The organism is Arthrobacter oryzae, from assembly GCF_030812315.1.
GTDB lineage: Bacteria > Actinomycetota > Actinomycetes > Actinomycetales > Micrococcaceae > Arthrobacter > Arthrobacter oryzae_B.
In genome coordinates this window covers 452,495-473,490 of record NZ_JAUSSM010000003.1, presented here as the reverse complement: position 1 = coordinate 473,490, position 20,996 = coordinate 452,495, and the positions used below count along the sequence as shown (strand labels likewise).

Below are 20,996 nucleotides of genomic sequence, written 5' to 3'. Positions count from 1 at the left end.
ACACAGGAGCCATTGGTGGATTCAAACGACGTCCAGGCAGACCTCAAGCACGTTCTCTACACCAAGGATCAGATCCAGCAGCGGATTACCGAGCTCGCTGCCCAGATCGACAAGGACTACGAGGGCCGGGAGCTCCTCATCGTCGGCGTTCTGAAGGGCGCAGTCATGGTCATGGCAGACCTGGCGCGGGCACTTCACAGCCACGTTTCAATGGACTGGATGGCAGTGTCCTCCTACGGTTCCGGGACCCAGTCCTCCGGCGTTGTGCGCATCCTCAAGGACCTCGACACGGACCTCATGGGCAAGGACGTGCTGATCGTCGAAGACATCATCGATTCCGGCCTGACCCTGTCCTGGCTCAAGACCAACCTGGAATCCCGCGGCACGGCCTCGGTGGAAATCTGCACCGCGTTCCGCAAGCCCACGGCCGCCAAGGTCCAGATCGACGTCAAGTACGTCGGCTACGACATCCCGAACGAATTCGTCGTGGGCTACGGCCTCGACTACGCCGAGAAGTACCGCAACCTGGACTTCGTGGGCACTCTGGCGCCCCACGTCTACGAATAAGCGCATCACCCGGGATCCCTCCCGGTCCGGCCGGGCCCCGCAACGGGCCGCGGCCCTGCCCCGCTACGCCTAGAGGGAACTTTTGCCCTGCATCGTGCGTGAATCACTCCGAACGGTGTATAGCTAGAAGCTGACGCAGCACCACACGCGCGCAGACCAGTCGCCGTGCAGCACTACCAGGAGGGACGGGGCCAGCCCCCGATCAGATGAAAGCTAAGAGTTTCTTCAAGGGCCCGGGCATCTGGATCGTAGTTGTGGTCGGAATGCTCCTGCTGGCCTTTGCCACGCTCGCTCCCGGCGGGTCCACCCGGATTGACACGAAACCGGGCCTCGCGCTCCTCGCGGACAGCGGCAAGGTGGAACAGGCGAAGATCTTCGACGCGGAGAACCGCGTGGACCTGATCCTCAAGGACAACCTGGTGATCGACGGGCAGGACAAGGGCAAGAACGTCCAGTTCTTCTTCGTCAACGCCCGCGCCGCGGACGTGGTCAAGGCCGTCACGGATGCCAACCCCTCCAGCGGCTTCACAGACCAGCCGATCGAAAACAACTGGTTCTCCGGGCTGTTCTCGCTGCTGGTCCCCGTGCTCCTGCTCGGCGTCCTCTTCTGGTTCCTGCTCTCGCGCATGCAGGGCGGCGGATCCAAGATCATGCAGTTCGGCAAGTCCAAGGCCAAGCTGGTCAACAAGGACATGCCCCAGGTGACCTTCAACGACGTCGCCGGCGCAGACGAGGCCGTGGAAGAGCTCCAGGAAATCAAGGAATTCCTCCAGGAACCGGCCAAGTTCCAGGCCGTGGGCGCCAAGATCCCCAAGGGCGTGCTGCTCTACGGCCCTCCGGGCACCGGCAAGACCCTGCTGGCCCGCGCCGTCGCCGGTGAAGCAGGAGTTCCGTTCTTCTCCATCTCGGGTTCCGACTTCGTCGAAATGTTCGTCGGCGTGGGTGCATCCCGTGTCCGCGACCTCTTCGAGCAGGCCAAGGCCAGCTCACCGGCCATCATCTTCGTGGACGAGATCGACGCCGTCGGCCGCCACCGCGGCGCCGGCATCGGCGGCGGCAACGACGAACGTGAACAGACCCTCAACCAGCTGCTGGTTGAGATGGACGGCTTCGACGTCAAGACCAACGTCATCCTGATCGCCGCCACCAACCGGCCCGACGTCCTGGACCCGGCCCTCCTGCGTCCGGGCCGCTTCGACCGCCAGATCACCGTTGAAGCCCCCGACCTCGTAGGCCGCGACCAGATCCTGCAGGTCCACGCCAAGGGCAAGCCGATGGCTCCCGGCGTCGACCTGAAGGCCGTTGCCAAGAAGACGCCCGGCTACACCGGTGCGGACCTGGCGAACGTCCTCAACGAGGCCGCCCTGCTGACGGCCCGCTCCAACGCCAACCTGATTGACGACCGCGCCCTCGATGAAGCCATCGACCGCGTGATGGCCGGCCCGCAGAAGCGCAGCCGGGTCATGAAGGAACACGAGCGCAAGATCACGGCGTACCACGAAGGCGGACACGCCCTCGTCGCTGCCGCCCTGCGGAATTCCGCTCCGGTCACCAAGATCACCATCCTGCCCCGCGGCCGTGCCCTGGGCTACACCATGGTGGTTCCGGAAAATGACAAGTACTCCATCACCCGCAACGAACTGCTGGACCAGATGGCGTATGCGATGGGCGGCCGCGTGGCCGAGGAAATCGTCTTCCACGATCCGTCCACCGGCGCCTCCAACGACATCGAGAAGGCCACCTCGACCGCCCGCAAGATGGTCACGGAATTCGGCATGAGCGAACGCGTCGGTGCCGTCCGCCTCGGCCAGGGCGGCGGCGAGCCGTTCCTTGGCCGCGATGCCGGCCATGAGCGCAACTACTCGGACCAGATCGCCTACATCGTGGACGAGGAAGTGCGCCGCCTGATCGACCAGGCCCATGACGAGGCGTACGCGATCCTCACCGAAAACCGCGACATCCTGGATTCGCTGGCCCTCGAGCTCCTTGAGCGTGAAACCCTGAACCAGGCTGAGATTGCGCACGTCTTCCGGGACATCCGCAAGCGTGATTTCCGCGAGGTATGGCTCTCCAAGGAAACCCGTCCGGTGCAGACCGCGGGTCCCGTGGAATCCCGCCTCGAAAAGGCCGAACGTGAAGCCCAGGAAGAGGCCAAGGAAGCCCGGCTGGAGGAGCCGCTGGACGCGCAGCCGCCGCACCCGCAGGGCGTCGCAAGCCAGGAGAGCTTTGGGGGCGGTGTTACGGACGTCGGCGCCGACGGACCGCATCACGGCTAAGCTTCTGCTGTGAATCATTTCGACGACGACGACGTTTCCGCCACCGCCGATCCCTCAACTGGCAGTTCACCCCGCAGCTCCTCGCGGCGCTCGGACCACAAGGTGGACCGCCGGCGGATCGAGGCGGCCGTGCGGGAAATCCTGCTGGCCATCGGTGAAGACCCGGACCGCGGCGGGCTCCTGGACACCCCCAAAAGGGTGGCCAAGGCCTACGCCGAGGTCTTCGCCGGCCTGCACCATGACCCGGCGGAAATCCTGTCCACCACCTTTGACCTGGACCACGAGGAACTGGTCCTGGTCAAGGACATTCCGTTCTACTCCACCTGCGAGCATCACCTGGTGCCATTCCACGGAGTGGCGCACGTTGGCTACATCCCGTCCCATGACGGCAAAGTCACCGGACTGAGCAAGCTGGCCAGGCTCGTGGACATGTTCGCCAAGCGGCCGCAGGTTCAGGAGCGCCTCACCACCCAGATCGTCGAAGCACTTGTAACGCACCTGAAGCCGCGCGGTGCGATCGTGGTCATCGAATGCGAACACCTGTGCATGTCCATGCGCGGTATCCGCAAGCCCGGCGCCAAGACCGTCACCAGTGCCGTGCGCGGTCAACTGCATGACCCGGCCACCCGCGCCGAAGCCATGAGCCTCATACTCGGAAGGTAATAAAACAGACTATGGACTCCCTAGCTGCTGCCCCTGGAACCGGACCCGCAACAAGCCCCTTGCCAATCCTGCGTAAACCGCGGCCGGCAGCCAAGTTTGAAGATCTCCCCACGGACCGCACGCTGGTGATGGGCATCCTGAACGTCACCCCGGATTCCTTCAGCGACGGCGGCAAGCACCCGACGCCGGACACCGCCATCGCGGCGGGCCTCCGGATGTTCTACGCGGGCGCCGACATCATCGATGTGGGCGGTGAATCCACGCGCCCCGGTGCGGAGGAAGTCAGCCCCGAAGAGGAACAGCGCCGTGTGCTGCCGGTCGTCGAGGCCTTGGTCAAGGCCGGCGCCCTGGTCAGCATCGACACCACGCACGCTGAAACCGCGGCCGCAGCCCTCAAGGCCGGCGCCACCATCATCAACGATGTCTCCGGACTGACCGTTGAGCCGGAGATGGCCGAACTGGTTGCGCGTACCGGCGCCCCGTACGTCCTGACCCACCGCCGGGGTGACGCCAAGACCATGAACTCGCTCACCGACTACGGCAACGTGGCGGAGGAAGTCGCCGCCGAACTGGTGGGCGTGCGGGACAAGCTGTACGCGGCCGGGGTGGCACCGGAACAGATCATTGTGGACCCGGGCCTCGGCTTCTCCAAGAACGATGAGCAGAACTGGGAACTCCTGCGGAACATGGGACCGCTGGCGGCCCTTGGCCACAGGATCCTGGTCGGGGCGTCCCGCAAGCGCTTCCTCGGCACGCTCCTGACCGTGGCGGGCAAAGCCGCAGCTCCCGAGGAACGGGACCACGCGACTGCCGCCATCACGTCCATCAGCGCCGCACGCGGCGCGTGGGCCGTGCGGGTGCACGACGTCGGACCCAGCCTTGACGCCGTCAAGGTTGCCGCACGGATGTCGCCCGGACCGCTCGGCGACACCAGCCCCACCAACTAGGCAGGCAGCCACGATGGACACAATCACGCTGAGCGGTGTTACCGCCGTCGGCCACCACGGGGTGTTCGATTTCGAACGACGCGATGGCCAGCCGTTCATCGTCGATGCCGTGCTGCACCTGGATTTCACCAAGGCTGCCGCGTCGGATGACGTACTGGACACCGCGCACTACGGCGAGGTGGCCGAACGCATCAAGCACTGGATCACCGGCGAGCCCCTGAACCTGATCGAGGCCCTTGCCGTGCGCATCGCCGACGACCTCCTGCAGGAGTTCCCGCTGGCCGCCGTGGACATCACGGTGCACAAACCCAAGGCACCCATCGAGGTTGAGTTCGGTGACGTCTCCGTCAGCGTGCATCGGCGGCGGTCATGAACCCTCCGTATTCGAACAACCCGTATGTCCGGGCCGTGCTGGCGCTCGGCAGCAACCTGGGGGAGCGGAACGACACTCTCTCCAGCGCCGTCGCCGACCTCGTCGACCGGCCGGAAGTGCGGCTGACCGCGGTGTCCCCGGTGGTGCAGACCAAGGCCGTGGGCGGCCCCGAGGGCCAGCCGGACTTCCTGAACATGGTCATTACGGTTGAGACGTCGCTGCCGCCATTGGAGCTGCTGCGCCATTGCCAGGCCGTTGAAAACAAGCACCACAGGGTGCGGGAGGTCCGGTGGGGTCCGCGGACCCTGGACGTTGACATCATCGCCTACGCGGATGTGGTGAGCTCCGACCCCACCCTGACCCTGCCCCATCCCCGCGCCGCGGAACGGGCGTTTGTGCTGTACCCGTGGTCGCTCATCGACCCCGCCGCCGAGCTCAACGGCGTGCGGGTGGGCGAACTGGCGGCCAAGGCCGCCGATTTCCCGGACCTGGCTCCGTTTGACGGTTTCGGGGACTTCGACGGCCTGCCCACTGCCGGAGCGGTGGAGTAGCCCGTGAAACCAGTCAATCCGTTCCTCCTGATCGTTGTGGGCCTGGTCCTGGCCATTGCCGGCTGGTTCGCGGCGGTCATGACCACCCGCTACGGCCTGGCCACCCCGGTGCTGCCGCAGACCGGCCTGGTGACCATGGGAGTGATCGTGGCGCTCACGCTGGTGCTGGGGATCCGCGTCCTGCGCTGGCGGAACGGCAAGAAGAAGAAAATGCTGAACCCCATCCTGGCCGCGTGGACCCTTGTCCTCGCCCAGGCCTGCGCCTACACCGGAAGTGTGCTGCTGGGCTGGCATGCAGGAATCTTCCTGGACCTGCTGCGGCTCTGGAACCTGCGCAGCGACCAGGGAATCACCTGGCTGGCCCTGTCCATGGCCGGCGGGGGACTTGCCATGATCATCGTGGGACTGGTCGTGGAACGTTTCTGCCGGATTCCGCCGGAAGACGGCGACGCCGACGGCGCCCAGGGAATGCCCGGCAGGGCCGCCCGCAAACCCAAGGGGGAAGGCGAATATGCCTACAGAGGCGATTGATCCGCCGGGGATTTCCTGGCTCCGGGTTTCGCCCAAATACGTGACCGTCCGCCTGGTTGAGTGGGCGTTCGGGAACCTGATCGCCGTGGGGCTGCTCTCGTTGCCGCTGGTGTTCACGCTGGTGGGCTGGTGGGACTGGGTTCCGCGCTGGCTTGCCATCACGGTCCCCGCCTTCATGCTGGTCCTGGCTGTCTGGCGGCTGGTGCTGATCCCGCGGCAGGTACGGGCCATCGGCTATGCCGAGCGCGACGACGATCTCCTGATCCGCGGCGGCATCTTCTTCCAACGCACGCTGGTGGTTCCCTACGGCCGGATGCAGTACGTGGACATCGGGGTAGGCCCGGTGGAACGCGGCCTCGGCCTGTGCACGCTCAAACTGCACACCGCCTCGGCAGGCACCAATGCGGAGATTCCGGGCCTGCCCGCTGACGAAGGGGCACGGCTCCGCGAGCAGCTTTCCGCCCGGGGCGCGGCACGGCTGGCCGGGCTGTGACCTCTGAGAACGCTGTGACCTCTGACGAAGCAGGACCGGCCGGCGGTCCCGTCGGGGGAAGCGCTCCCGGCGGTGATGCACCCGCAGGGCAGGCTTCCATCAAGCCCGACGGCGAGTGGTTGCGGGTCCATCCCGCGTCACCGTTCATCCGGGGCTGGGTGGCGCTGGCCGCCATCTGCTTCTTCTTCGGCCGCGACATCTTCGAACGGATGCTGCAGGGCCGCCCCCTCATGGACGAGATGTATTCCGGACGGGTGCCCTTCCTGATCGCCGGCGGCGGGCTGGTCCTGGTGCTGTCCGTGCTGGGGTTCATCCTGACGTGGTACTTCACCCGCTACCAGGTCGCCGAGGGCTATGTCCGGGTCAACACTGGCTTCCTGTTCAAGCAGCAGCGCCAGGCACGGCTGGACCGCGTGCAGGCCATCGACATTGTCCAGCCGCTGCTGGCCAGGATCTTCGGCCTGGCCGAGCTCAAGTTCGAGGTGGCCGACGCCGGCGAATCAGCCGTACGCCTTGCTTACCTCCGTATCGACGACGCCCGCCAGCTCCGGGCCACCATCCTGGCCCGGGCGGCCGGGCTGGAACCCAATCCGGAGCGGCCTGAAGAAGCCCTGCCCGAGGCACCGGAGTATCCGGTCCTGTCCGTCCCGCCGTCGCGCCTGGTGGGTTCGCTGCTCCTGAGCGAGCAGAGTTTCTTCGTGGTCATCGGCGGTGTGGCGTCCGTGGTGCTGTCCGCCATCACCGACAACCGCGGCTTCTACTTCTACCTGATCCCCGCCGCCCTTGGCCTGGCCGCCGCTTACTGGGGATCGTTCAACAAGGGCTACAACTTCACCGCCGCCATTTCGCCGGACGGCATCCGGCTCCGGTACGGGCTGCTGGACACGCAGGCGCAGACACTTCCGCCCGGCCGGATCCAGGCACTGAAGGTGACACAGCCGCCGCTGTGGCGGATCTTCGGCTGGTACCGGATGCAGGTGAACGTGGCCGGCTACGGCGGTCCGGGCAGCAACGGCGAGGGCGCCTCACGTACCACGATTCTCCCGGTGGGCGTCCTGGCGGACGTCATGCGGATGCTGTCGCTGGTGCTCCCGGACCCGGGAACACCGGATCCCGCCCGCGTCTTTACCGCCGGCCTGACCGGACTGGCGCCGGCCCGGGGCACTTCCCCCGGGGGCACTCCCGCCGCGGGCGCTTCGTCCGGAGGCACTCCCGCCGCGGGCGCTTCGTCCGGAGAGCCCGACGGCGGGTTCGTCACCAGTCCGCGCCGCGTGCGGCTGCTGGCGCCGCTGGGCTGGCGGCGCAACGGCTTCACCGCCACTGATACGGCGCTGCTGATCCGTTCCGGCCGGCTGTGGCGCGAGCTGGTGGTGGTTCCCCATCAGCGCACGCAGTCGATGGCCCTGCATCAGGGGCCGCTGGCACGCCGCTTCCGCGTGGCGGACCTGGTCCTCCACACCACGTCCGGCCCGGTGTCCCCCCGGCTCATCCAGTCCGGACTGGACGAGGCCCGCGCGCTCTTCGACGCCCAGGCCGCCCGCGCCAGGGAAGCCCGGAAACGCCAGACCAGCGAGCAATGGCTGGCCCAGGTGGCGCCGGAGCCGGTTGCCGCCGCACTTGCGGCCGCCACCACGGACAGTGCGGACGAGGTTCCCAGCACCGGCAGCACGGTTGTTCAGCCGGCTGACACCCCGTCGGCTGAAACCCCGTCGGCTGAAACCCCTCCGGACCAGTCCGATCTCCGGGAGAATCCTGATCATCAGCAGGCGCCCGATCACCGACCGAAACACCAGGAGGGCCCGCAGCATGGCTAAGCCAGGACGCCTCGGCGTCGGAATCATCGGTGCCGGCAAGGTGGGCGCAGTCCTCGGTGCGGCGCTCCGCGCTGCCGAGCACGCCGTCGTCGGGGTTTCCGCGGTCTCGGACGCGAGCCGGGAACGCGCCGAAACCCTGCTGCCCGGCGTTCCCGTGCTTGACATCCAGGACATCGTGGAACGGTCCGAGCTGGTGCTGCTGGCCGTGCCGGACGACGCCCTCGGCGGACTCGTGCAGGGCCTCGCAAAGCTGGGGGCCTGGCAGCCCGGGCAGCTCGTGGCCCACACCTCGGGCCGCTTCGGCGTGGGCATCCTGCACCCGGTGCGGGCGGCCGGCGCCGTCCCGCTCGCCCTGCACCCTGCCATGACCTTCACGGGCATGAGCCTTGACCTCACCCGCCTGCTGGACTGCACGTTCGGCGTTACGGCGGACGTGGCCATGCTGCCGATCGCCCAGGCCCTGGTGGTGGAGATGGGCGCAGAGCCGGTGGCCATCGCCGAGGGTGACCGCACCCAGTACCACGCGGCCTTGGCGCACGGCTCGAACCATTTGGTCACCCTCGTGGCCCAGGCCTCGCAGCTGCTCCGCGAAGTGGGCGTCGACGCCCCCGACCGCATGCTGGGGCCGCTGCTCCGGGCCACGCTGGAGAACGCGCTGGCTTCCGGCGAAACGGCCCTGACCGGACCCGTGGCACGCGGCGATGTTGGCACGGTTGCGGCGCACGCGGAGGCCCTGCGGGAACACGACGCCGGTGCCGGCGGCGATATTCTGGAGGCCTACCTGGCCATGGCCCGGGCCACAGCGCGCCGAGCCGCGAGCCGGGGCCTGCTGAAGCCGGATCAGCTGGATGCCATCCGGTCTGTCCTGGACGGTACGGACGACGACGGGCCGCAGGCCACTGGAGGAAACTGACTTGGCGATCAAACTCGTGACCACCGCGGCGCAGCTGCGGACCGAAAGCGCACGGCTGCTGACGGAGAAACAGGGTTCGTCGCAGGGCCTCGTTCCCACCATGGGCGCGCTCCACGAGGGCCACGCCAGGCTGGCGCGCACCGCCGTCGAACAAAACGACGTTGTTGTGGCCAGTATCTTCGTCAACCCGCTGCAATTCGGCGAGGCCGTGGATCTTGACCGGTACCCACGGACCCTTGAGGCGGACATGGAGCTCCTCGACGCCGAGGGGGTCGACCTGGTGTTCGCGCCGTCGGTGGAGGAGGTCTATCCGGGCGGCGAGCCCCTGGTCCGTGTGACCGCGGGACGCCTGGCCGAAAAATGGGAGGGCGCTTCCCGCCCCGGCCACTTCGACGGTGCGCTGACCGTGGTGGCCAAGCTGCTGCATTACGGATTTCCGGGTGCCGGGCTGTCAGGCGGCGGCGCCTTCGTGACCGGCGCCGGTGCTGGCCTTCCCGCCTACCGCGCCTATTTTGGCCAGAAGGACGCCCAGCAACTGACACTGGTGCGTCGAATGGTGGCTGACCTGAATTTCCCTGTGGAGATCGTTGCGGTTCCCACGGTCCGGTCCGCGGACGGCCTGGCCCTGAGCAGCCGGAACAGGTTCCTTTCCGGCGAGGAACGCGAGGCCGCCCTGGTGCTGTCACGGGCCCTGCGGCTCCTCGAGGAGCGGGCCAACGCGCACGAACCGCTTGACTTGGAATCCGCCCAGTCGCTGGTTGAATCCCAGCCACTGGTGGGACTGGACTACTTCGACGTGGTGGACCCGGACACCTTGGAACCCTTGGCCGAGAACTGCAAGGAGACGCCGTTCCGCGGCGAAGGCCTGGCAATCATTGCGGCGAAGGTGGGGCCGGTCCGGCTGATCGACAACGTGCCGCTGAACTCCTGACCTGACGCGTTTCCCGCAACCGTCTGGAACTCCTGACTGGAATATTTCTAATGACGGGAATTACCCCGGGGGATACACTGTTGCAATCTGCAGCGACGACGCTCGCCGGAAACCACTACGCATCTCCCTAAGGGAATCCCCATGTCTACAGACGTCTCTTCCAACGCCCACGGCGATCCCGTGGCCCCTGCAACCGCAACAGCGCAGGCCGCGGGCCCGGTGAAGATGTCCCGTGAGTCCGTCACCATCATCGCCACCCTGCTGGTTGCGACCTTCGTGGTCATCCTCAACGAAACCATCATGAACGTCGCCCTGCAGAGGCTCATGGTGGACCTCGGGGTAGACGCTCCCACGGTGCAGTGGCTCTCCACGGGCTTTATGCTCACCATGGCCGTGGTCATCCCCACCACGGGGTTCATCCTGCAGACCCTGTCGACCCGGGCCGTGTTCATGCTGGCCATGGGGCTGTTCTCCGGCGGCACACTCCTGGCCGCGCTGGCTCCCGGATTCGAAGTGCTGCTGCTGGCCCGCATTGTCCAGGCCGGCGGTACGGCCATCATGCTTCCGCTCCTGATGACCACGATCCTCACCCTGGTCCCGATCGAACGGCGCGGCGCCGTCATGGGCAACGTGAGCATTGCCATCTCGGTGGCGCCGGCCATGGGACCTACCGTTTCCGGACTGATCCTTGAGCACTTCACCTGGCGGTTCATGTTCGTTTTCGTCCTGCCGGTTGCCCTCGCGGCCTTCGCCATCGGCGCCCGCTACCTCACCAACGTTGGCGAGTCTGAGAAGACCAGGCTGGACTTCCTGTCAGTGCTCCTGACGGTTCCGGCATTTGGCGGGGTTGTCTATGGCCTCAGCCAGATCGGCGGAGGCCACGGCGGCCAAAGCGGACCCGGCGCCACAGCTGTCGCTGCTCTCGCCGTGGGCGTGGTGGCCATGCTGGCCTTCGTGTTCCGCCAACTGAAACTGCAGAAAAACGACGCGCCGCTGCTGGACCTGCGTGCGTTCAAGTTCCGTATGTTCACGGTGTCGGTGCTGCTGATGGTGGTGGCGATGATTGCACTGTTTGGTGCCGTCATCCTGCTGCCGCTCTACCTGCAGGAAATCCGCGGCCTGAAGTCCCTCGAGACCGGCCTGGCGCTCCTCCCGGGCGGCCTGGCGATGGGTCTGCTGGGACCGGTCATCGGCCGCTGGTTCGACAAGGTGGGCCCGCTGCCGCTGACTGTCACCGGCTCCGTCATGATGGTGCTGTCCCTTTGGCAGTTCTCCATGCTCGACGCCGAAACAGCCGTCTGGTGGATCGTGGCGCTGCACGTGGTGCTGAGCCTCGGCCTGGCGCTCCTGTTTACACCGGCCTTCACCACCGGGCTCAACCCGCTGCCGCCGCACCTGTACTCGCACGGATCGGCGATCATGAGCACGCTGCAGCAGGTCGCCGGTGCCGCCGGGACGGCGCTCCTGGTCTCGATCTATGCCGTGGTGGCCGCAGGATCAGGCATCGTCGCAGGCATGCACGCGGCTTTCCTGACGGCAGCCGTCATAGCCGTCGCCGCCGTCGTGCTTTCCGCGATGATGCGCAAGACCGCCGGAGCGGAACACCCGGCACCCGCAGCGCACTAACGTCCCATTAAGCGCGAACGGACACTTGAGGCCCCAAAAGCGGGGGCCTCAAGTGTCCGTTCGCGCTTGGCGGCGGGGACGGCGCCAGGTTAGGCCGTAGCGACAGGCCTGTCTGCTGCGTGTCCATACTGCGACCAACCGCCGACGAACAGCCTCCCCCTCCCTGCTCCCAGGTGCTCCAGGACCAGCAGGTTGTGGCAGGCAGTCACTCCGGATCCGCAGTAGGCGATGGTGTTCTCGGCCGAGACAATGCCAGCACGCCCGAAATTCCCGCGCAGCAGGACCTCCGGCAGCAGTCTTCCTGAGGAGTCGAGGTTCTCGCGGCAGGGGACATTCACGGCACCGGGTATATGTCCGGGGCGGGGGTCAACCGGGTCCTGGCGCCCGTCGAAGCGGTCACGATTCCTCGCGTCCACCACCTTGAACTGACCAGACGAAGCCTCCGAGATATCGGCCAGCAGCGTCTGAGGCCAGGACCGGGGCGAGAATTCTCCATACGGTCTTTGCGGGGCATCCTTGGCGAGGTCTCCCGGGTAGCTGGCGAGACCTCCGTCCAGGATGGCGGCGCGGCGGCCTGTTGATCGGAGCATCCAGACAAGTCGGCCCGCTATGACCCCGCCAGCGTCGTCATAGGCGATCACGGTGTCTGAGTCGTTGATGCCGGCTTCCCGCATCCCCTGGGCAAACACTTCGGGATCGGGCAACGGGTTCCTCCCGGATTGTTTCGAAGCTGGCCCGGAGAGCCACTGATCCATGTCGGCGAAGACGGCGTCCGGGATATGGCCGGCATCGTAGGCGCCCTTCCCCGAGGATCCGTCCAGGTACCAGCGGCAATCCACAAGCACGAACCGCCCCATCGTGCCCCTCGCACCAGTTCCAGTCGACAAAGGGCTGCACGTTCGCGTCGTTATCGCTCATGATCGGCAGTCTAGAGCGCCAAATCACATGTTGAGATTTGTATATCAACATGTGGACGCCGGTGTTTCTTGGCGGTGGGGCTCAAGTGTCCGTTCGCGCTGGGCGGGTGGGGAAAGTCAGCCGGCGAAGAAATCGCTGAGTTCGGTGATCAGCTTGTCCGGCGCCCGGTTGACGCCGTCGTGCCCGGCTCCGGGCAGGATGGTGTAGCTGGAACCTGACAGGACGTCGTGGATCTGGCCGCACGCGATGCCGAAGTAGGCCGGGCTCTTTTCGCCGACGATGATGAGGGTCTCAAGGGGCAGTGCCAGGAACGGCTCGGCCGGCATGTCCGCGGCGATGATCGCCTTGATCTCCCGGACACCGGTCTTCATCAGGTCGCGGTGCTGCTTGCCGATGGATGTCCCGGCGATGAGCTTGTTGGCGAGAGTGAGCATCGACAGCGGCATCCGTGAGGACAAAGCCCCGCCCGTCTCGAGCCCCCTGACCAGTACGGCAAGGGCACGGTCGTCGTCGCCGGCAGCCGTCGCGCGTTCGTATTCGGCGATCCAGTCCGCCTTGACGCTGTGGTTCACGGACACGGCGGGATCGTAGACTGCCAGCCGTTCCACCGGCAGCGTGCGGGCCGCGTGGAGCGCCACGGCGCCGCCGAAGCTGTGGCCGAAGACGTCCGTGCTGGACGTGTGCTTCATCACGGTGTCCAGGTCGCGGATGTCCACATCCAGGGTGTAGTCCTCCGGCTGCGGCGCCGATTCGCCGCGTCCGCGCCGGTTGAACGTGTGCACCGGCCGGCCCAGCGATGCGCTCAGTTTCTGGGCAAAGCGCGTGTAGTCCGCGGCGGTGACCATGGAGGCCTGAACGACGACGACGCCTGAGCCTGCCGAGGCCAGCTCGGCTCCCGTGGTGTAAAGCTCCAGCGTTCCGCCGTCGGGTGTCTTGATGTTCTCGCGCGTCATGTTCCGAGCCTACCCGGGGCGGCAGGAACCGCACAGCAGCCTGGGGCCGGCAACTCCATGTCAGCCCTTGAAGTACGCGGAGATGTCCTCCACCAGCTCCTTGACGGCCGCGGGGATGGAGGCGTGGACGCACTTGGGCGAGACCTGGAGCTCGCTGCCGGGGACGGCCCGGTGCAGCTGTTCGGCAGTCACCTTGTAGTAGCCGGGGCTTTTGGCGCCCACCATGAACCTGGTGTTCGGCGGCAGGACGGAAAAGTCCCGGACGTGGTCGTCCTCATCAAACACCGCTTTGAGCTCGCCCACGCCGCTGGGCATGAGCTCCTTGAACACCCGGTTCACTTTGGTCCGCGACACCAGCGCCATCAGGCCGGCCAGGATCGGTTCCGGGATCCTGGCCAGGGGCGAACCGGGCTGCATGCCCTTCTTGAGCTTGGCCAGCGCGTGCGGAACATTTCCGTCGTTGACTGAGCGTTCGAAACTGTCCAGCCAGGACATGTCCACCTTGCCGTCGATATTGACCGCCGCGTCATAGACCGCGAGCTTGTCCGGCTGGTGCCCGGTCCCGGCGAACTCCTGGACGGCATTCAGTGCCACGGAACCGCCCAGACTGTGGCCGAAGAGATTGCGCGCGCCCGTGGCGTCCATGATGGTGCGGACGTCGGCGACCTCGGTGGCCATCGAGTAGTCCGCCGGCTGCGGCGTGGAATCACCGCGGCCGCGCCGGTCGTAGACGTCCACTGCCCAGCCCTCGCCGAGGCCCTTGGACAGTGCCTCGGAAAAAGGCCGGTAGATCAGTGCTGTCAGGAATGCTCCACCGATCACCAACACCCGGCGCTCGCCGGGGGCATCCACGGTGCCGTAGCTGTACAAAGCCAGCCTGCCGCCGTCGTGCGTGGTGACGACCTGCTGCTCCACTGAATTCTTGTCCTTGAAGGCTTCCTTCACGGACCAATCCTAAAGCGGCTGCCCAGCGGGTGCCTGGCGGCGCGGATCCGCTGGAGCCGCAGGCCGACGTCGTTGGCCAGGAACCGTGCGGTGGTGAGGGCAAGGCGGTGCCCCGGCCGGAGCGGTCCCTCGTGGAGCTGCCCGGGGACAAGGGCAAAGTCAACCGCCGGCACGGCAGCCGCGAGCTGGCGGCCCGTCTCGGCGAAGTACGCCGGGCTCCAGCCGCCGCTGAGCATCAAGGTGGGCGTGGTGACGCCGGCGAAGTCCGCAAGCTCGGCGTCGGCGTTGAGCACGGCCCGCATTTCGGCGACGGCGGTGGGCAGCAGCTGCCGCATCTCCCCGCCGAGCCGCGTCCGGGCGGACAGGATGCTCAGCATGCGCAGGGCGCCGAGTGGGAGCTTGGAGACCGGGCCCGCCGTTTCGAGCCCTTGGACCAGATGGGCCCAGGCGTGGTCGAGCTGGCCGGCCGCCATGGAGTGCTCCAGTTCCGGCCGCCACCTGCGTTCGAGGCTGCCGGATAGGGAAACCGCGGCGTCATAGGTCACGAGCCGACGGATGGGCTCGGTCCGGGCCGCCTGAAGCGCCACAAAACCGCCGTAGCTGTGGGCCACCACGTCCGCGGAACCGGTGGCCCGCATGACCGCCGCGAGGTCGCTGATCTCCGTCGCGGCTGAATAGTCCTCACCCTGGCCGGAGGATCCGCCGCGGCCGCGGCGATTATAGGTATGGACGGGCCGCCCCAGGAGCCGGGCGATCTTCATGGCGAAAGGGCGGTAGAGCGCGTCGGTCACCAGGGTTCCGTGGATGACGACGACGCCGGGTTGCCCGGCGTCGTCCGGATGACCATTCCGGTCAGTGTCCGGATGACCGACCCGGTCAGCGTCGGGGTGGCCGCCCTGCCCGCCGCCCGCTGCGGGCAGGGAGGGGGACATAGCGGGCCTGAAGGAGTGCACCTCAAGGTGCCCGTCGCCGTCGTCCGTCGTGATCGTCCGAATCTCCACAGCCCCGAGTCTATGCCTCTTCCCGCAGCAGATTTGTCCCCGCCGCCTCCGGGCAGATTTGTTCGAAAAAAGGGGGATTGGCGGCCCTTCGGGGGCGCTCTCCGCTCGAAAACCCCTGGGTGAGGGGAATCATGGCCGGCCGGAAAAAACATGCCGCGGAACTCCCGGTAAACTTAGGGATTGTGACTTCCCAAAACACCCCCACCCCGACCAATGCTGCCGAACCGGCGGACGCCAGCGAGCAGATGCGCATCCGCATGGAGAAGCGCGCCAAGCTGATTGAACGCGGCGAGGCGTACCCGGTGGGTGTTGAGCGCACGCATTCCCTGAGCGAGATCCGCGAGAAGTACGCCCACCTGGAGGCCGACGAGACCACCGGGGACATCGTTGGCGTCAGCGGCCGCATCGTGTTTATCCGCAACACCGGCAAGCTGTGCTTCGCAACCCTCCAGGAGGGCGGCACGGACGGCAAGGGCACCCGCCTCCAGGCCATGCTGAGCCTGGCCAACGTCGGCGAGGAGTCCCTGGCCGAATGGAAGGCCCTGGTGGACCTGGGCGACCACGTCTTCATCAAGGGTGAGGTTATTTCCTCCCGCCGCGGCGAGCTGTCCGTGATGGCCGATACCTGGTCAATGGCGTCGAAGGCGCTGCGCCCGCTGCCTGTGCTGCACGCAGGCCTGAACGAGGAAACCCGCGTCCGCCAGCGCTACGTGGACCTGATGGTCCGCGACGAGGCCCGCGAGATGGTGTACACCCGCGCCGCGATCACCCGCTCGATCCGGGAAAGCCTGCATCGCCGCAACTACGTCGAGGTGGAAACCCCGATGCTCCAGCTGGTCCACGGCGGTGCCCTGGCCCGGCCCTTCGAGACCCACATGAACGCCTTCGACCAGAAGATGACCCTGCGCATTGCCACCGAGCTGTACCTCAAGCGCGCAGTGGTGGGCGGCATCGACCGTGTCTACGACATGGGACGGGTGTTCCGCAACGAGGGTGTGGACTCCACGCACAGCCCGGAATTCACCACGCTGGAATGCTACGAGGCCTGGGCCGACCAGTTCGTCATGGCGGACCGCATCAAGGAGATCATCCTGGACGCCGCTGACGCCGCCGGTGTGGGCCGCACGCTACAGACCGAAGCCGGGGAGATCAACCTCGACGGCGAATGGGCCTGGCTGGCTGTATACCCCGGACTTTCCGACGCCGTGGGCCAGGAAATCACGCCGGACACCACTGTCGAGGAACTGCGCGCCGTGGCGGCCAAGCACGACGTCAAGGTCGATCCCAAGTGGGATGCCGAGAAGCTGGCAGTTGAACTGTTCGGCGAAATAGTGGAACCAACCCTGCTGAATCCCACGTTCGTCTACAACTACCCGCCGTCCGCGCAGCCCCTTGCGCGCCAGCACCGTGACGATGACCGCCTGATCGAAGCCTGGGACCTGATCATCGGCGGCATGGAGCGCGGCACGGCCTTCTCCGAGCTCATCGACCCCGTGATCCAGCGTGAACGCCTCACCGAGCAGTCCAGGCACGCCGCTGCCGGCGACGTGGAAGCCATGCAGCTGGATGAGGACTTCCTCCGGGCGCTTGAGTACGGCGCCCCGCCAATGGGCGGCATCGGGCTGGGCATTGACCGCCTGGTGATGCTGTTCACCGGCGCCGGCATCCGCGAAACCATCCTCTTCCCGCTCCTGAAGCCTGAAGGGCACTGACCGTGGAGTATGTTGCCGTCCTGCTGCCGTCCCTAGTGGTCGGGCTGCTGTTCTGGTTTGCCATGAAGTCGATCTTCAATGCCGACAAATCGGAGCGCCAGGCTGAGGCGCGGGCCCAGGCGGAGGCTAATGCCCGTGACGCCGAATCCAAGCGGGGAACGAATGGTGCGCCGAATACCGGAACCAATGCCGGCGACAGCAACGGCAACAGCACAAACTAATACTCCCGGCTTATTCCTGCCCACCATTCACAGGAACCTTTTGCCGCTTTGACGCGTTGCCATAAACAGAGGGATACTTTATCTGATACATCCTGCTTTTCTGCATACCCGTCCTTTCCAAAAGAGAGAATTTCTATGGCACAGAAAGTAAAAATCATCCTTGTAGATGATCTGGATGGGGGAACCGCGGACGAAACTGTCCGATTTGGCCTTGACGGCGTCAGTTACGAAATTGACCTGTCTGCTGCCAATGCTGCAGAACTACGCTCCTCCTTGGAGCGGTTTGTTTCAAGCGCCCGCAAGACGTCCACCGGCCGCGCCACCCGCACGAAGGTCTCAAGCGGTCGGAACCAGGACTCTGCACAGATTCGTCAGTGGGCCAGGGAGAATGGCTATGCGGTTAACAGTCGCGGCCGCATCCAGGCTGAAATTCAGGAAGCCTACCAGAAGGCAAATTCCTAGCACTGCCGCAGTTTTCCGTGGAAAAGCAATGCCCCTGCCAATCGGCGGGGGCATTGCCATTTGAATACCCGGCCTGAGCGCGGGAGGCCGCTGCGGTAAAGCGTCCCCCCGGTTATTCCAGGGTTATTGCGGTCCGGGGCAGGTTCCGGACTGGATCAGCACAAATGTGCACCTTCGATGAACGGATTCCGGGCGGGCAATAATGGCATTGTTCGTCGGGTTTCTGATGGCGTTGCACCTTCTCCGAACGGCGGCAACCGGGCGTAATGCCGGTCTCCGGGCACCTCGCGGCAGTTCCGGTTGGCGGTATCAGCCGGTGGCGTCAAGCCGGGGAATCGCGTCCCGGGTTTCCCCTGTGGCGAACACGCTCCCCAAGTCCGCGTCTGCCACGTAGCATCAAAGTACGTCGTAGCTAGGAGTGTGGCGAAATGTTTGAGCGATTTACGGACCGTGCCCGTCGCGTAGTTGTGCTTGCCCAAGAAGAGGCACGCATGCTGAACCACAATTACATCGGAACCGAACACATCCTCTTGGGTCTTATCCATGAGGGTGAAGGCGTTGCCGCCAAAGCTCTGGAGTCCTTGAGCATTTCGCTCGACGGCGTACGCGAGCAGGTACAGGAGATCATCGGCCAGGGCCAGCAAGCCCCGTCCGGCCACATCCCCTTCACTCCGCGCGCCAAGAAGGTGCTGGAGCTCTCGCTCCGCGAAGCGCTGCAGCTGGGCCACAACTACATCGGCACCGAGCACATCCTGCTGGGGCTCATCCGCGAGGGTGAAGGCGTGGCCGCCCAGGTGCTCGTGAAGCTCGGAGCCGACCTCAACCGCGTCCGCCAGCAGGTGATTCAGCTCCTCTCCGGCTACCAGGGCAAGGAGACCACCGGCGCAGGCGTCGGACCCGGCCAGCCCGAGGGCACCCCTGCCGGCTCCGTGGTCCTGGACCAGTTCGGCCGCAACCTCACCCAGGCTGCGCGCGAGAACAAGCTGGACCCGGTCATCGGACGCGAACAGGAAATGGAACGCGTCATGCAGGTCCTTTCCCGGCGCACCAAGAACAACCCCGTCCTCATCGGCGAACCCGGCGTCGGCAAGACCGCCGTCGTCGAGGGCCTCGCCCAGGCGATCGTCCGCGGGGACGTCCCGGAAACCATCAAAGACAAGCAGCTCTACACGCTGGACCTTGGTTCCCTGGTGGCTGGCTCCCGCTACCGCGGTGACTTCGAAGAGCGCCTGAAGAAGGTCCTCAAGGAGATCCGCACCCGCGGCGACATCATCCTGTTCATCGACGAAATCCACACCCTCGTCGGTGCCGGTGCAGCCGAAGGCGCTATCGATGCCGCTTCCATCCTGAAGCCCATGCTGGCCCGCGGTGAGCTCCAGACCATCGGTGCCACCACGCTGGACGAATACCGCAAGCACATCGAGAAGGACGCCGCGCTGGAGCGCCGCTTCCAGCCGATCCAGGTCAAGGAGCCTTCGGTTGCGCACGCGATCGAAATCCTCAAGGGCCTGCGTGACCGCTACGAGGCACACCACCGCGTCACCATCACCGACGGCGCACTCGCCTCGGCAGCCAACCTGTCCGAACGCTACATCTCGGACCGCTTCCTGCCGGACAAGGCGATCGACCTCATCGACGAAGCCGGCGCACGCCTGCGCATCCGCCGGATGACGGCTCCGCCGGAGCTGAAGGCCATGGATGAGCGAATCGCCGAACTCAAGATGGAAAAGGAGTCCGCGATTGACGCGCAGGACTTCGAAGGCGCCGCCTCGCTGCGCGACAAGGAGCAGAAGCTCATTGCCGAGCGGGCCGAGAAGGAACGCCACTGGAAGACCGGCGGCATGGACGACATCTCCGAGGTGGATGAGGATCTCATCGCCGAGGTGCTGGCGAACTCCACCGGCATTCCGGTCTTCAAGCTGACCGAGGAAGAGTCCTCGCGCCTGCTGAAGATGGAAGACGAACTGCACAAGCGCGTCGTCGGCCAGAACGAGGCCATCAGGTCCCTGTCCCAGGCCATCCGCCGGACCCGTGCCGGCCTGAAGGACCCCAAGCGTCCTGGTGGCTCGTTCATCTTCGCCGGCCCCACCGGCGTCGGCAAGACCGAACTCGCCAAGGCCCTCGCGGAGTTCCTGTTCGGTGAAGAAGATGCCCTGATTACCCTGGACATGTCCGAGTACTCCGAGAAGCACACGGTATCGCGGCTCTTCGGTGCCCCTCCGGGCTACGTCGGGTACGAAGAAGGCGGGCAGCTGACCGAAAAGGTCCGCCGCCGTCCGTTCTCCGTGGTGCTGTTCGACGAAGTGGAAAAGGCCCACGCGGACCTGTTCAACTCGCTCCTGCAGATCCTGGAAGACGGCCGCCTGACCGACTCCCAGGGCCGGGTGGTGGACTTCAAGAACACCGTCATCATCATGACCACCAACCTGGGAACCCGGGACATCTCCAAGAGCGTTGCCACGGGCTTCCAGTCCGGCACGGACACGCAGACCGGCTACAACCGGATGCGCGCCCGGGTCACGGAGGAACTCAAGCAGCACTTCCGCCCCGAGTTCCTGAACCGTGTTGATGACGTTGTGGTGTTCCCGCAGCTGACCCAGGACGAGATCATCGAGATCGTGGACATGTTCGTGGCCCGCCTCGAGAAGCGCCTCAAGGACAAGGACATGGGCATCGAGCTCACCAAGGCCGCCAAGGTGCTCCTGGCCACCCGCGGCTACGACCCCGCCATGGGTGCGCGGCCACTCCGCCGCACCATCCAGCGCGAGATCGAGGACCAGCTGTCCGAGAAGATCCTCTTCGGGGAGATCCACGCGGGCGACATCGTCGTGGTGGATGTGGACGGCGAAGGCGACGACGCCAAGTTCACCTTCGAAGGGAACGCCAAGCCGCGCATCCCCGAGATCGCACCGAGCGTCTAAGCATCACCCTCAACGGCCCCGCCATCCCTCAAGGGAAGGCGGGGCCGTTGCGTTGCCTCCCGCCTCCAGGTGGCGCAGGCGCCCTTCAGCCCGGTGCCGGGGGCCATTGCCAATGTGAAAGCACCGTTTCACTCGTAGTGAACTTACTGTGATCCAGGGCACAGCCGGTGTTGAATCT

Annotated in this window: 20 protein-coding genes; 16 read left to right on the top strand and 4 right to left on the bottom strand. The window is 66.0% G+C overall.

The features are described 5' to 3' along the window. Window positions 1–15 precede the first annotated feature (15 nt). From hpt to J2S97_RS08945, 12 genes are all read left to right on the top strand, one after another. Window positions 16–567, top strand: a complete 552-nt coding sequence (gene hpt, locus J2S97_RS09000; protein ID WP_011690021.1) for a hypoxanthine phosphoribosyltransferase — start codon at window positions 16–18, stop codon at window positions 565–567. 206 nt (window positions 568–773) lie between these two features. Further along, the gene (gene ftsH / locus J2S97_RS08995; RefSeq protein ID WP_307048466.1) at window positions 774–2,843 is read left to right on the top strand and encodes an ATP-dependent zinc metalloprotease FtsH; all 2,070 of its coding nucleotides are present in this window, start codon (window positions 774–776) and stop codon (window positions 2,841–2,843) included. Window positions 2,844–2,852: 9 nt separating this feature from the next. Then, window positions 2,853–3,506 (top strand): GTP cyclohydrolase I FolE, encoded by a 654-nt coding sequence (gene folE / locus J2S97_RS08990; protein WP_307048464.1) that lies wholly within the window; start codon window positions 2,853–2,855, stop codon window positions 3,504–3,506. Between the two features lie 11 nt (window positions 3,507–3,517). Beyond that, window positions 3,518–4,453 (top strand): dihydropteroate synthase, encoded by a 936-nt coding sequence (gene folP / locus J2S97_RS08985; RefSeq protein ID WP_307048462.1) that lies wholly within the window; start codon window positions 3,518–3,520, stop codon window positions 4,451–4,453. A gap of 13 nt (window positions 4,454–4,466) precedes the next feature. Then, window positions 4,467–4,826 carry a dihydroneopterin aldolase gene (folB, locus tag J2S97_RS08980; RefSeq protein ID WP_307048460.1) on the top strand — a complete coding sequence of 120 codons (360 nt, stop codon included), beginning with the start codon at window positions 4,467–4,469 and terminating at the stop codon, window positions 4,824–4,826. Next, window positions 4,823–5,377, top strand: coding sequence for a 2-amino-4-hydroxy-6-hydroxymethyldihydropteridine diphosphokinase (gene folK, locus J2S97_RS08975; RefSeq protein ID WP_307048457.1), 555 nt, complete (start codon window positions 4,823–4,825; stop codon window positions 5,375–5,377). The genes folB and folK overlap by 4 nt, the downstream gene beginning before the upstream one ends. 3 nt (window positions 5,378–5,380) lie before the next feature. After that, on the top strand, window positions 5,381–5,908 hold the full coding sequence (locus tag J2S97_RS08970; RefSeq protein ID WP_307048455.1) for a DUF3180 domain-containing protein: 528 nt from the start codon (window positions 5,381–5,383) through the stop codon (window positions 5,906–5,908). Next, entirely contained in the window at window positions 5,889–6,401 is a 513-nt protein-coding gene (locus tag J2S97_RS08965) for a PH domain-containing protein (protein ID WP_307048453.1), read from the top strand. The genes J2S97_RS08970 and J2S97_RS08965 overlap by 20 nt, the downstream gene beginning before the upstream one ends. A 14-nt stretch (window positions 6,402–6,415) precedes the next feature. Then, window positions 6,416–8,215, top strand: coding sequence for a PH domain-containing protein (locus tag J2S97_RS08960; protein WP_373460533.1), 1,800 nt, complete (start codon window positions 6,416–6,418; stop codon window positions 8,213–8,215). Continuing rightward, entirely contained in the window at window positions 8,208–9,128 is a 921-nt protein-coding gene (locus J2S97_RS08955) for a Rossmann-like and DUF2520 domain-containing protein (RefSeq protein WP_307048451.1), read from the top strand. Before J2S97_RS08960 ends, J2S97_RS08955 begins: the two co-directional genes overlap by 8 nt. A 1-nt stretch (window position 9,129) precedes the next feature. Next, on the top strand, window positions 9,130–10,059 hold the full coding sequence (locus tag J2S97_RS08950; RefSeq protein ID WP_307048449.1) for a 4-phosphopantoate--beta-alanine ligase: 930 nt from the start codon (window positions 9,130–9,132) through the stop codon (window positions 10,057–10,059). A 141-nt stretch (window positions 10,060–10,200) separates the two neighbouring features. Then, window positions 10,201–11,685 (top strand): MDR family MFS transporter, encoded by a 1,485-nt coding sequence (locus tag J2S97_RS08945; RefSeq protein WP_307048447.1) that lies wholly within the window; start codon window positions 10,201–10,203, stop codon window positions 11,683–11,685. Between the two features lie 89 nt (window positions 11,686–11,774). On the opposite strand, the gene J2S97_RS08940 is transcribed toward J2S97_RS08945, so the two are convergent. The 4 genes from J2S97_RS08940 to J2S97_RS08925 all read right to left on the bottom strand — a co-directional run bounded on the left by J2S97_RS08940 (window position 11,775) and on the right by J2S97_RS08925 (window position 15,502). Continuing rightward, complete coding sequence (locus J2S97_RS08940; RefSeq protein WP_307048445.1) at window positions 11,775–12,530, bottom strand: sulfurtransferase; 756 nt, start codon at window positions 12,528–12,530, stop codon at window positions 11,775–11,777. Window positions 12,531–12,719: 189 nt separating this feature from the next. Then, window positions 12,720–13,556, bottom strand: coding sequence for an alpha/beta fold hydrolase (locus J2S97_RS08935; RefSeq protein ID WP_307048443.1), 837 nt, complete (start codon window positions 13,554–13,556; stop codon window positions 12,720–12,722). A 60-nt stretch (window positions 13,557–13,616) separates the two neighbouring features. After that, complete coding sequence (locus J2S97_RS08930; protein WP_307048607.1) at window positions 13,617–14,471, bottom strand: alpha/beta fold hydrolase; 855 nt, start codon at window positions 14,469–14,471, stop codon at window positions 13,617–13,619. Between the two features lie 26 nt (window positions 14,472–14,497). Continuing rightward, window positions 14,498–15,502, bottom strand: a complete 1,005-nt coding sequence (locus tag J2S97_RS08925) for an alpha/beta fold hydrolase (protein ID WP_307048441.1) — start codon at window positions 15,500–15,502, stop codon at window positions 14,498–14,500. 182 nt (window positions 15,503–15,684) lie between these two features. On the opposite strand from J2S97_RS08925, the gene lysS reads away from it, so the two are divergent. The 4 genes from lysS (at window position 15,685) to J2S97_RS08905 (ending at window position 20,818) form a co-directional block, all read left to right on the top strand. Continuing rightward, window positions 15,685–17,214 carry a lysine--tRNA ligase gene (gene lysS, locus J2S97_RS08920; RefSeq protein ID WP_307048439.1) on the top strand — a complete coding sequence of 510 codons (1,530 nt, stop codon included), beginning with the start codon at window positions 15,685–15,687 and terminating at the stop codon, window positions 17,212–17,214. A 2-nt stretch (window positions 17,215–17,216) separates the two neighbouring features. After that, window positions 17,217–17,435, top strand: a complete 219-nt coding sequence (locus J2S97_RS08915) for a hypothetical protein (protein WP_307048437.1) — start codon at window positions 17,217–17,219, stop codon at window positions 17,433–17,435. A 135-nt stretch (window positions 17,436–17,570) separates the two neighbouring features. Further along, a complete protein-coding gene (locus J2S97_RS08910) occupies window positions 17,571–17,897 on the top strand; it encodes a histone-like nucleoid-structuring protein Lsr2 (protein WP_307048435.1) in 327 nt (108 codons plus the stop codon). A gap of 428 nt (window positions 17,898–18,325) precedes the next feature. Continuing rightward, window positions 18,326–20,818: an ATP-dependent Clp protease ATP-binding subunit gene (locus tag J2S97_RS08905; protein WP_307048434.1), complete on the top strand. Its 2,493-nt coding sequence runs from the start codon at window positions 18,326–18,328 to the stop codon at window positions 20,816–20,818. Window positions 20,819–20,996 lie beyond the last annotated feature (178 nt).